At 52.2% G+C, this 11,770-nt stretch carries 10 protein-coding genes; 9 read left to right on the top strand and 1 reads right to left on the bottom strand.

Annotated features, from left to right (window positions below; genetic code table 11):
* Positions 1-487 precede the first annotated feature (487 nt).
* The 9 genes from OGV69_RS05875 (at position 488) to OGV69_RS05835 (ending at position 10,795) form a co-directional block, all read left to right on the top strand.
* Positions 488-850, top strand: a complete 363-nt coding sequence (locus OGV69_RS05875; protein ID WP_069323722.1) for a DUF3302 domain-containing protein — start codon at positions 488-490, stop codon at positions 848-850.
* 2 nt (positions 851-852) lie between these two features.
* Positions 853-1,989 (top strand): HlyD family secretion protein, encoded by a 1,137-nt coding sequence (locus OGV69_RS05870; RefSeq protein ID WP_038635278.1) that lies wholly within the window; start codon positions 853-855, stop codon positions 1,987-1,989.
* Positions 1,990-2,085: 96 nt separating this feature from the next.
* A complete protein-coding gene (locus OGV69_RS05865) occupies positions 2,086-2,694 on the top strand; it encodes a glutathione S-transferase (RefSeq protein WP_006687581.1) in 609 nt (202 codons plus the stop codon).
* A gap of 98 nt (positions 2,695-2,792) precedes the next feature.
* Complete coding sequence (selA, locus tag OGV69_RS05860; RefSeq protein WP_069323724.1) at positions 2,793-4,184, top strand: L-seryl-tRNA(Sec) selenium transferase; 1,392 nt, start codon at positions 2,793-2,795, stop codon at positions 4,182-4,184.
* A complete protein-coding gene (gene selB, locus OGV69_RS05855) occupies positions 4,181-6,025 on the top strand; it encodes a selenocysteine-specific translation elongation factor (RefSeq protein WP_069323725.1) in 1,845 nt (614 codons plus the stop codon). Before selA ends, selB begins: the two co-directional genes overlap by 4 nt.
* 188 nt (positions 6,026-6,213) lie before the next feature.
* Positions 6,214-7,365, top strand: coding sequence for an L-threonine dehydrogenase (gene yiaY, locus OGV69_RS05850; protein WP_038635267.1), 1,152 nt, complete (start codon positions 6,214-6,216; stop codon positions 7,363-7,365).
* Between the two features lie 92 nt (positions 7,366-7,457).
* Positions 7,458-8,996 carry an aldehyde dehydrogenase AldB gene (aldB, locus tag OGV69_RS05845; protein WP_038635264.1) on the top strand — a complete coding sequence of 513 codons (1,539 nt, stop codon included), beginning with the start codon at positions 7,458-7,460 and terminating at the stop codon, positions 8,994-8,996.
* A 333-nt stretch (positions 8,997-9,329) separates the two neighbouring features.
* Positions 9,330-9,653, top strand: a complete 324-nt coding sequence (locus OGV69_RS05840) for a DUF3302 domain-containing protein (RefSeq protein WP_038635261.1) — start codon at positions 9,330-9,332, stop codon at positions 9,651-9,653.
* 5 nt (positions 9,654-9,658) lie between these two features.
* Entirely contained in the window at positions 9,659-10,795 is a 1,137-nt protein-coding gene (locus OGV69_RS05835; RefSeq protein ID WP_069323726.1) for an HlyD family secretion protein, read from the top strand.
* Between the two features lie 16 nt (positions 10,796-10,811).
* On the opposite strand, the gene OGV69_RS05830 is transcribed toward OGV69_RS05835, so the two are convergent.
* A complete protein-coding gene (locus tag OGV69_RS05830) occupies positions 10,812-11,762 on the bottom strand; it encodes a LysR family transcriptional regulator (RefSeq protein ID WP_069323727.1) in 951 nt (316 codons plus the stop codon).
* Positions 11,763-11,770 lie beyond the last annotated feature (8 nt).

Here is an 11,770-nt window from a genome sequence, read left to right as displayed (position 1 = left end):
CCGAGGTTTGTTAATGTAGCGGCAGGAGGTAGCCGGACCCTGTAGATACTGCGAAATCTGGCACTGAATCGTTCAACTGTCCAGTCGACGGCCATTAATGTGATATTGGTCACGTAAATATAGGGTGTGTGGTGTTGGTTAATGTGATTTTCATCACAAAATAACGGTACAAAAAAACATCACAGTGCAAGTAATCGCTAAAAATGGCGGTTAAATGTGATCTTATTCACATTTTTGTATTTGCTGTTTGTTGAATTTTTGTGATGTGATTCACAAAGTATTTTTGTCTCGGTTTAACCAAATGTGATCTGCGACGGGTTCTGGAGCTCACATTTTTCTTGCCAGATAAAGCAACTTAAAACCAGAAAAAATATTATTTTTGTGTTATGGCGAAAACCGCAAACTGCGGTTATGTTCAAAGCATCAGCCAGGATGCGTACGGCTGCCGGCATAAAAAAACTCTAATTAGCGTGAATTCGAGGCAGGTATGTTTCTAAATTATTTCGCGTTAGGCGTGCTGATCTTCGTTTTTCTGGTTCTGTTTTACGGAATCATCGCCATCCATGACATTCCCTATAACATCGCTAAAAAGCGCAACCATCCGCATGCCGACGCTATCCATACGGCAGGGTGGGTAAGTCTTTTTACGTTGCATGTTATTTGGCCGTTCCTGTGGATTTGGGCCACGCTCTACCAGCCCGAAAAGGGGTGGGGGATGCAGTCGCACATCACGCCGACCGGAAAGGAACCTGACCCTGAAATCGCCGTGCTGGCCGCGCGCATAGCCCAGTTGGAAAAAAAGCTGGATGGGGATAAAAAAATCGATAACTCCACCTTTCCGGAGATTTAATCATGGATTTGTTAATTGTCCTGACTTATGTGGCATTCGCCTGGGCCATCTTTAAAATATTTCGTATTCCGGTAAACCAGTGGACGCTTGCCACCGCAGCATTAGGTGGGGTGTTTATTGTGGCGGGACTCATCTTATTAATGAACTATAACCATCCGTATACCTTTACGGCGCAAAAAGCGGTTATTTCAATTCCCGTCACTCCACAGGTCACAGGAATTGTTAGTGAGGTAACAGATAAAAATAATCAGCTGATTAAAAAAGGCGAAGTGTTATTTAAACTCGATCCTGTGCGTTATCAGGCGCGAGTTGACCGGCTGCAGGCTGACCTGGTCACCGCGACCCACAATATCGACAATTTGAAAGCGCAACTGTCGGAAGCGGTCGCTAATACCACTCGCGTGTCTGCTGAACGTGACCGCCTGTATAAAGATTATCAGCGCTATTTGAAGGGTAGCCAGGCGAAGGTTAACCCGTTTTCCGAAAGTGATATCGACAATGCTCGCCAGAACTATCTGGCTCAGGATGCGCTGGTAAAAGGCTCAGTAGCGGAACAGACCCAGATTCAGAGCCAGTTAGACAGTATGGTCAACGGTGAGCAATCCCAGGTCGCCTCCCTGCGCGCCCAGCTCGCCGAAGCCAAATATAATCTTGAGCAGACCGTTGTGCGTGCGCCCAGCAACGGTTACGTGACGCAGGTGCTTATTCGCCCGGGGACTTACGCCGCCGCGTTGCCTCTGCGACCCGTGATGGTATTTATTCCTGAACAAAAACGGCAAATCGTGGCGCAATTCCGCCAGAATTCACTGCTGCGTCTTGAACCGGGCGATGAAGCCGAAGTGGTATTCAACGCGCTGCCAGGCCAGGTGTTTAGCGGCAAGCTGACCAGTATCCTTCCCGTTGTGCCGGGAGGTTCTTATCAGGCGCAGGGGGCATTACAATCCTTAACAGTAGTACCGGGTACCGATGGCGTAATGGCAACCATTGAACTGGATCCGAATGCCGAGGTAGATGCGCTGCCGGACGGTATCTATGCCCAGGTGGCGGTCTATTCCGACCATTTCGCCCATGTGTCGGTGATGCGTAAAGTGCTGCTGCGCATGACCAGTTGGATGCATTACCTTTATTTGGATCATTGAGACCGTCATCACCTGCCATTTGCGCTGACCTGAGCCATACTAAGCTGTGCCCCCCAATCGTTGGGCATAGCTTTTTGTTGGCAAAAAGGACCCGGCATGAAACTCATTGGCAGCTATACCAGCCCTTTTGTGCGTAAAATTTCTATTCTGTTACTGGAAAAGGGCATCACCTTCGAATTTGTAAATGAACTCCCCTACAACGCGGATAGCGGCGTGGCGCGCTATAACCCGTTAGGAAAAGTGCCCGCGCTGGTTACTGATGAAGGCGAGTATTGGTTTGATTCTCCAATCATCGCGGAATACATAGAGCTGCTGGATATTGCGCCAGCTATGTTGCCGCGTGAACCGCTGGCGGCGCTGAAGGTGCGTCAGTTGGAAGCGCTGGCAGACGGCATTATGGATGCCGGTTTAGTCTCGGTACGCGAACAGGCTCGCCCCGCCGCACAGCAGTCAGAAACAGAGTTGTTACGCCAGCGGGAGAAGATCACCCGCAGTCTGGATGTGCTGGAAGGCTATCTGGCGGACGGTACGCTGAAAACGGATACGGTTAACCTGGCCACCATTGCGATTGCCTGCGCTGTCGGCTATCTCAATTTCCGTCGGGTCGCGCCCGGCTGGTGTGTGGACCGCCCGCGTCTGGTCAAACTGGTGGAAACGCTCTTTCAACGCGAAAGTTTTGCCCGTACGGAACCGCCAAAGGCTTGATACACGTTATGTCCGCCTGAGCAAAGTCACGATACAATCCTTCCTATATCGATAGCCCTCTCCGCGGTGGAGAGGGCCACCAACAGCCAGGCCCTTTCATGACAACCGACATGCGTTCACTCTACAGCCAGCTTCCTGCTATCGATCGTCTATTGCGCGATAGCGCTTTCTCCGCCTTACGTGAATCCCACGGTCATACCCGGGTAGTTGACCTGCTGCGTCACATGCTCGACGAAGCCAGAGAAGCCATTCGCGACGCTCACGCGCTCCCGGCATGGTGTGAGGACTGGGCGCAAGAAGCCAGAGCCCGGCTGGAACGTGAATCGCAAAGCGCGTTGCGTCCAGTGATTAATCTGACCGGAACGGTGCTGCATACTAACCTGGGTCGTGCGTCGCAGGCCGAGGAAGCCATCGATGCGGTGGTGCAGGCGATGCGCACGCCGGTGACGCTGGAATACAGCCTGGATGATGCCGGGCGCGGACATCGGGATCGGGCGCTGGCGGATTTACTCTGTCGCCTGACGGGGGCCGAAGACGCTTGTATCGTGAATAACAATGCGGCAGCGGTTCTGCTGATGCTGGCCGCCACGGCTAACGGCAAAGAGGTGGTCGTTTCGCGCGGTGAGCTGGTGGAAATTGGCGGCGCGTTTCGTATTCCTGATGTGATGTGTCAGGCCGGATGTACGCTACGCGAAGTGGGGACCACCAACCGGACCCACGCGAAGGATTACCGTCAGGCGGTGGATGAAAATACCGGCCTGCTGATGAAGGTGCATACCAGTAATTACAGCATTGAAGGCTTTACGACGTCGGTGGATGAGGCAGAGTTGGCCGCCATTGGCCGGGAGCTGGATGTACCTGTGGTGGCGGATCTCGGTAGCGGTTCGCTGGTCGATCTCAGTCAGTATGGTTTGCCGCAGGAGCCAATGCCGCAGCAACTGATTGCCGCAGGCGTGAGTCTGGTGAGCTTCTCTGGCGATAAACTGCTGGGTGGGCCACAGGCCGGAATTATCGTCGGTAAAAAAGAGATGATCGCGCGCTTACAGAGCCATCCGCTGAAACGTGCGTTACGGGCAGATAAAATGACGCTGGCGGCGCTGGAAGCAACGCTGCGGCTCTATCTGCATCCGGAAGCGCTGGCGGCGAAGTTGCCGACATTACGCCAGCTCACCCGCTCGCAAGAGGCGATCCACACGCAGGCCCAGCAATTACAGGCGCAGCTTGCCGATCGTTACTGCGACGAGTTTGCTTTGAATGTGATGCCTTGCCTGTCGCAGATTGGTAGCGGTTCGTTACCTGTTGACAGGTTACCCAGCGCGGCATTGACCTTTACCCCACATGACGGGCGCGGTAGTCGCCTCGACGCGCTGGCCGCCCGCTGGCGTGCGTTGCCCGTGCCGATCATTGGGCGAATTTATGATGGCCGCATGTGGCTGGATCTGCGCTGCCTTGAAGACGAGACCCGGTTTATGGAGATGATGCTGAAATGATTATTGCAACCGCCGGACACGTTGACCACGGAAAAACAACGTTATTACAGGCAATTACGGGCGTGAATGCCGACCGTCTGCCGGAGGAAAAAAAGCGTGGCATGACCATCGATCTCGGCTATGCCTACTGGCCGCAGCCGGATGGGCAGGTGCTGGGGTTTATTGATGTTCCCGGACATGAAAAGTTTTTGTCCAACATGCTGGCGGGTGTAGGCGGTATCGACCACGCGCTGCTGGTTGTCGCCTGTGATGATGGCGTGATGGCGCAAACGCGTGAACATTTGCAAATTCTGCAACTGACGGGCAATCCGCAAATCACCGTGGCGCTCACGAAAGCCGATCGCGTGGATGAGGACCGCATCAATACGGTGCGTGAAGAGGTACACACCACGCTGGAAAACTATGGTTTTGCCGATGCGGATCTGTTTGTGACTGCCGCCAGTGAAGGCCGTGGGATCGAAGAACTACGCGACCATTTATTGCAATTAACCTCGCGCGAGCATGCCCGCGATCACAGCTTCCGTCTGGCGATTGACCGTGCTTTTACGGTTAAAGGCGCAGGGCTGGTGGTGACCGGGACGGCGCTCAGCGGTGAAGTGAATGTCGGTGATACGCTGTGGCTGACGGGCGTCAACAAGCCAATGCGCGTACGTAGCTTGCATGCGCAAAATCAGGCTACTGAGCATGCTCATGCCGGGCAGCGTATTGCGCTGAATATTGCCGGTGATGCGCAAAAAGAAGCGCTAAATCGCGGCGACTGGCTGCTTTCAGATGTCCCGCCAGAGGCTTTTACCCGCGTGATTGTCTCTTTAGAGCATGCCGCGCCGCTGATGCAGTGGCAACCGCTGCATATTCACCACGCGGCCAGCCATGTCACCGGACGCATCTCACTGCTTGAAGGAACGCTGGCGGAACTGGTGTTTGATACACCGTTGTGGCTCGCCGATAACGACCGCCTGGTGCTACGCGATATTTCTGCCCGCACGACGCTGGCTGGCGCACGCGTCGTCACGCTCAACCCACCGCGCCGCGGAAAGCGTAAACCGGAATATCTGCAGTGGTTGTCGGCGCTCGAAAATGCGCACACCGACGGCGACGCCCTGGCGCTGCATCTGTCGCGTGGGGCGGTGAATATTCCTGACTTCGCCTGGGCGCGTCAGCTCAATGGTAACGGTATGCGTCCGTTGATTGAGCAACATGGTTTTATTCAGGCGGGGTATAGCCTGTTGAATGCTCCCGTTGCCGCGCGTTGGCAGCGAAAAGTCCTCGATACGCTGGCGACCTATCACGAACAGCACCGTGATGAGCCCGGGCCAGGGCGCGAACGCCTGCGTCGTATGGCGTTGCCGATGGAAGATGAAGCGCTGGTATTGCTGCTGATTGAAAAGATGCGCGAGAGCGGCGCTATCCATAGCCATCACGGTTGGCTGCATTTGCCGGATCACAAGGCGGGTTTCAGCGATGAACAGCAGGCTATCTGGCAAAAAGCAGAACCGCTTTTTGGCGATGAGCCGTGGTGGGTGCGCGACCTGGCAAAACAGACCGGGACGGATGAGCAAATGATGCGCGTGGTATTACGACAAGCGGCGCAGCAAGGCATTATTACTGCGATCGTGAAAGATCGTTATTATCGTAACGATCGCATTGTGTCTTTCGCCAATATGATCCGCGAGCTGGACCAGGAGAAAGGATCGACCTGCGCCGCCGATTTTCGCGACAGGCTTAACGTGGGGCGTAAATTGGCTATCCAGATTCTGGAATATTTTGACCGCATTGGTTTTACGCGTCGTCGCGGGAATGATCATTTATTACGCGATGCATTACTGTTTCCTGAAAAATAATGAAACAATTAATTCAGAGATTAAATGAATTAATACAAAATATATATTGATTGCAATCAGCACATTAGATTATGAACCTAATGTGCTTTTTTATTTTGAATGTGATTAAAATAACAACCGCGATCATATTTTGCTGGAAAATGCACACGTATGCTTCCTGACTCTTTAGAGTAATTAAGGATCGTACAATGGCTGCTTCAACATTTTTTATTCCTTCTGTGAATATAATCGGCGCTGATTCATTAAAAGACGCGATGAATACCATGGCTGAATATGGTTTTCGCCGCACGCTGATTGTCACGGATGCCATGTTGACCAAATTAGGTATGGCTGGCGAGATTCAAAAAGCATTACAGGAACATGATATTTTCAGCGTAATTTACGATGGTACGCATCCTAACCCGACGACCAGTAACGTAGCTGCTGGCCTGAAAATGTTGAAAGAAAACGACTGTGATAGCGTTATTTCTCTCGGCGGCGGTTCGCCACACGATTGTGCGAAAGGCATTGCGCTGGTGGCCGCTAACGGTGGCTATATCGGCGATTACGAAGGCGTTGACCGCTCTGCAAAACCGCAGTTGCCGATGATTGCCATCAACACCACGGCGGGTACGGCATCTGAAATGACCCGTTTCTGCATCATTACCGATGAAGAACGCCATATCAAAATGGCGATTGTCGACAAGCACGTCACTCCGCTGCTGTCGGTCAATGACTCCTCGCTGATGGTCGGTATGCCGAAGTCTCTGACGGCGGCCACCGGAATGGATGCGCTGACCCACGCTATCGAAGCCTACGTTTCTATTGCTGCAACCCCAATTACCGATGCGTGCGCGCTGAAAGCGGTCACCATGATTGCGGAAAATCTGCCGGTTGCCGTTGAAGATGGCAGCAATGCTCAGGCACGTGAAGCCATGGCTTACGCACAGTTCCTCGCAGGCATGGCATTTAACAACGCCTCTCTGGGTTACGTGCACGCCATGGCGCACCAGTTGGGTGGTTTCTACGATCTGCCACACGGTGTATGTAACGCCGTGCTGCTGCCGCATGTACAGGTTTTCAATAGCAAAGTGGCTGCCGCTCGTCTGCGTGATTGCGCGGCTGCGATGGGCGTTAACGTGGCTGGACTGAGTGAAGAGCAAGGGGCGGAAGCCTGTATCGCGGCGATCCGTGAACTGGCGCAGAAAGTGAATATTCCGGCCGGTCTGCGTGAGCTGAACGTGAAGGAAGAAGATTTTGCCGTTCTGGCGACCAATGCCCTGAAAGACGCCTGTGGTTTCACTAACCCGATTCAGGCGACTCATGACGAAATCATGGCGATTTATCGCGCTGCGATGTAATTCGTGATACCTGTCGTAAAGCAGTAAAAGGCTGGCGAATTATTCGCCAGCCCCGTCTACCCTTGTAGTACCCCTACAGCAAGGAGACGGTCATGACCAATAACCCCCCTTCAACGCGTATTTATCCCGGCGAGTATGGTTACCCTCTGAAGTTAAAGGCCCGATACGATAACTTTATCGGCGGTGACTGGGTCGCGCCGGTGGACGGCGAATATTACCAAAACCTGACGCCGGTCACCGGGCAATTGCTGTGCGAAGTGGCCTCTTCCGGTAAGAAGGATATCGATCTGGCACTGGATGCCGCGCACAAAATAAAAGATAAATGGGCGCAGACATCCGTGCAGGACAGAGCGGCGATTCTGTTTAAAATCGCCGATCGTATGGAACAAAACCTGGAACTGCTGGCGACGGCAGAAACCTGGGATAACGGTAAACCCATCCGTGAAACCAGCGCGGCAGACGTGCCGCTGGCGATTGACCATTTCCGCTATTTCGCCTCCTGTATTCGTGCGCAGGAAGGGGGAATCAGCGAGGTTGATAGTGAGACCGTGGCTTATCATTTCCATGAGCCTCTTGGCGTGGTCGGGCAAATTATCCCGTGGAACTTCCCGCTGCTAATGGCCAGTTGGAAGATGGCGCCCGCGCTGGCGGCGGGTAACTGCGTGGTGCTTAAACCCGCGCGCCTGACGCCGCTGTCCGTGCTGCTGCTGATGGAGGTCATTGGCGATCTGCTCCCGCCTGGTGTCGTGAACGTGGTAAACGGTGCGGGTGGGGAAATCGGTGAATATCTGGCGACGTCTAAACGTATTGCGAAAGTGGCGTTTACCGGCTCAACGGAAGTCGGCCAGCAGATCATGCAGTACGCTACGCAGAACATTATTCCCGTCACCCTGGAGCTGGGTGGGAAATCGCCCAATATCTTCTTCGCGGACGTGATGGATGAAGAAGATGCGTTCTTTGATAAGGCGCTGGAAGGCTTTGCGCTGTTTGCCTTCAACCAGGGCGAAGTGTGTACCTGTCCGAGCCGCGCGCTGGTACAGGAATCCATTTACGAACGCTTTATGGAAAGAGCCATTCGCCGGGTGGAGAGTATCCGTAGCGGCAACCCGTTAGACAGTGTGACGCAAATGGGCGCGCAGGTGTCGCATGGTCAACTGGAAACCATTCTGAATTACATCGATATTGGTAAGAAAGAAGGGGCGGATGTCCTGACCGGTGGACGGCGTAAGCAACTGGATGGTGAGTTAAAAGAGGGTTACTACCTCGAACCGACCATTCTGTTTGGTAAGAACAACATGCGGGTTTTCCAGGAGGAGATCTTCGGCCCGGTGCTGGCTGTTACGACCTTTAAAACCATGGACGAAGCGCTGGAAATTGCCAATGACACCCAATATGGACTTGGCGCTGGCGTCTGGAGCCGTAACGGAAATCTCGCGTACAAGATGGGCCGCGGGATTCAGGCAGGGCGTGTCTGGACCAACTGCTACCATGCTTATCCGGCACATGCGGCGTTCGGCGGCTATAAGCAGTCGGGCATTGGGCGCGAGACACACAAAATGATGCTTGAGCACTATCAGCAAACCAAATGCCTGTTGGTGAGCTACTCGGATAAACCGCTGGGGCTGTTTTAATATCCCGTCACTGACCGCCCGGTCGCATTTAGCGTACCGGGCATCAAGTTATGTCCTGCAGTTCAAAGTATGACAAGGGTACCCTATGGATTTCGTGTTGCTTCGAGGCGGCAAGAGAGGGAATCCCCAGGAGCTTACTCCGGTAAGTGACTGGGGTGAGTGAACGCAGCCAACAAAGAAGCAGCTCGAAAGACGACGGGTATATATAGAAACTCATATATCGTTATATAAATAACCCCATTGCATCCAATCTGGTCATTCCACTACTATTATCAACTCTATTTTTTAAATAAATAGCAGCCAAGTTCTTTAATTTAAATCCCTGAGGCAAATATGTTCCTTGATTATTTTGCATTAGGAGTGCTTATTTTTGTATTCCTGGTCATTTTTTACGGGATTATTATTCTGCATGATATTCCCTACCTTATTGCAAAGAAACGTAACCATCCTCATGCCGACGCAATACATGTTGCGGGCTGGGTTAGCTTGTTTACCTTACATGTTATTTGGCCCTTTTTATGGATCTGGGCAACGCTTTATCGCCCGGAGCGCGGGTGGGGTATGCAGAGCGCGGATTCTTCCCTGATCCAGCTTCAGGCGCGGGTTGCCGACCTGGAAAAGAAACTGGATGAGGTTAAGACCTCTCCGGCGGAGTAATATCGATGGATTTACTGATTGTTCTGACCTATGTGGCATGCGCATGGTCGATATTTAAAATTTTTAAAATTCCTGTAAATAAATGGACGGTACCCACTGCAGCATTGGGTGGTATTTTCATTGTTTGCGGGCTTATATTACTGATGAATTATAACCATCCGTATACCTTTAAGGCGCAAAAAGCGGTAATTTCTATTCCCGTCGTGCCGCAGGTCACGGGTGTTGTAACGGAAGTGACAGATAAGAAGAATACGCTGATCAAAAAAGGCGAAGTTCTGTTTAAACTTAATCCTGGACGTTATCAGGCGCGGGTTGATCGCCTGAAAGCCGATATTGTCACCGCTCAGCATAAAGAGCAGGCGCTGGTTGCGCAGCTAGACGAAATGAAAGCCAACACGCAGCAGGCAAAGGCCACGCGTGACAAGCTGGCAAAAGATTACCAGCGCTATGCGCAGGGGAGTCAGGCGAAGGTCAACCCTTTTTCTGAACGCGATATCGATGCGGCGCGCCAAAACTATCTGGCGCAGGAAGCATCGGTGAAATCGTCTATTGCGGAGCAACAGCAAATCCAGAGCCAGTTAGACAGCCTGGTACTGGGTGAAAATTCGCAAATTGCCAGCCTGAAGGCACAACTCGCCGAAGCGGAGTTTAACCTTGACCAGACCGTGGTTCGTGCGCCCAGCGATGGTTACGTTACGCAGGTGTTGATGCGCCCCGGAACCTATGCCGCCGCGCTGCCTATGCGTCCGGTGATGGTGTTTATCCCGGAACAGAAACGGCAAATTATCGCCCAGTTCCGTCAAAACTCACTGCTGCGACTGGAGCCAGGCGATGAAGCAGAAGTGGTGTTTAACGCCCTGCCGGGGAAGGTATTTAGCGGCAAACTGGCGGCTATCAGCCCGGCTGTACCGGGTGGTACATACCAGTCGAACGGGGCGTTGCAATCCTTAAACTCTACGCCCGGTTCAGAAGGGGTGATCGCCACGATTGAGCTGAACGACAATGCGGACGTGAGCGGGTTACCCGATGGGATTTACGCCCAGGTCGCCGTTTACTCTGACCACTTCGAACATGTGTCAATCATGCGCAAAGTCTTGTTGCGGATGACCAGCTGGGTGCATTACCTGTATCTCGACCACTAGGTGCAGGCTATTTAGCTTACTCAGACAGCTGTAGCGTCTGAGTAAGCTGCTGACGTATCTCCGCTAACATTGCGTCGAGAATAAACTGTACACGCCAGGGCTGATATTCACGCTTGCGGAAAATCGCCACCAAATCCAGCCACCATTCGTGCTGTTCGGAGAAACAGGGAACCAACAATCCGGACTGAACATCTTTTTGTATACTTGCATAAGGCGCAAAAACAATGCCCAGATGATTACGCGCCAGCGCCAGCGCGGATTGCGTATTGTCACAGACGTAGTTTCCGGTCACCCGATAATCATGCATTTCCTTGCCGCCCGCGGAGCTGAAGCGCCAGATATTGGCCTCATCAATCATCATGGAATCGATTAAAATACAGGAATGATTTTCCAGCTCATCAGGGCTGTTAATGGGATGCTGTTTGATATATTCAGGGCTGGCAAACGCCATCACTGCATATTTGGTAATAAAGCTGGCGACCAGTGATTCATCTTTGGGATGCGCATAGGTAATTAAAACGTCACAATCATCCGGGAAATCTACACCTTCATAAAATGCTTTCCGTTCAAGATTGCAGGTCTTCAGCGAGAGAGTAATACCACCGATATCCTGAATTTTTGCAATAACATGTTGCGATAAGTAAGCAATAATTCCGGTTGGTGCATATACCGTTACCTTGCCACGTTTTTCATGCTTATAATCAGCGATGAAACTATTTAGCTGCTCGTTTCTGTCCAGCATGTCATTGATGTAAGGTAGCAGCGCTACACCAAAGGGCGTCAGGGTCAACTGGCGGGTGGTGCGATCAAAGACCTTTAGCCCAACTTTTGATTCAAAATCAGCAAGGTACTTGCTGACATTAGCCTGTGCGATGCCGAGAACCGTAGCGGCATGACTGATGTTTTCACTGGCAGCAATTACCGAAATAATCTTCAGTTCCCGGTGTTTGAGTTGTAATTTGTTCATCGCCAAAC

The sequence above is a fragment of the Citrobacter sp. Cc139 genome, from assembly GCF_030334645.1.
Lineage (GTDB): Bacteria > Pseudomonadota > Gammaproteobacteria > Enterobacterales > Enterobacteriaceae > Citrobacter > Citrobacter werkmanii.
Note: the sequence above shows the minus strand (reverse complement) of the source record. Positions and strands in the feature narration are given on the sequence as shown.

Coding starts and splice junctions, on each gene's coding strand:
- OGV69_RS05875 (WP_069323722.1), top strand. CDS start 488: ATGTTTCTAAATTATTTCGCGTTAGGCGTGCTGATCTTCGTTTTTCTG.
- OGV69_RS05870 (WP_038635278.1), top strand. CDS start 853: ATGGATTTGTTAATTGTCCTGACTTATGTGGCATTCGCCTGGGCCATC.
- OGV69_RS05865 (WP_006687581.1), top strand. CDS start 2,086: ATGAAACTCATTGGCAGCTATACCAGCCCTTTTGTGCGTAAAATTTCT.
- selA (WP_069323724.1), top strand. CDS start 2,793: ATGACAACCGACATGCGTTCACTCTACAGCCAGCTTCCTGCTATCGAT.
- selB (WP_069323725.1), top strand. CDS start 4,181: ATGATTATTGCAACCGCCGGACACGTTGACCACGGAAAAACAACGTTA.
- yiaY (WP_038635267.1), top strand. CDS start 6,214: ATGGCTGCTTCAACATTTTTTATTCCTTCTGTGAATATAATCGGCGCT.
- aldB (WP_038635264.1), top strand. CDS start 7,458: ATGACCAATAACCCCCCTTCAACGCGTATTTATCCCGGCGAGTATGGT.
- OGV69_RS05840 (WP_038635261.1), top strand. CDS start 9,330: ATGTTCCTTGATTATTTTGCATTAGGAGTGCTTATTTTTGTATTCCTG.
- OGV69_RS05835 (WP_069323726.1), top strand. CDS start 9,659: ATGGATTTACTGATTGTTCTGACCTATGTGGCATGCGCATGGTCGATA.
- OGV69_RS05830 (WP_069323727.1), bottom strand. CDS start 11,762: ATGAACAAATTACAACTCAAACACCGGGAACTGAAGATTATTTCGGTA.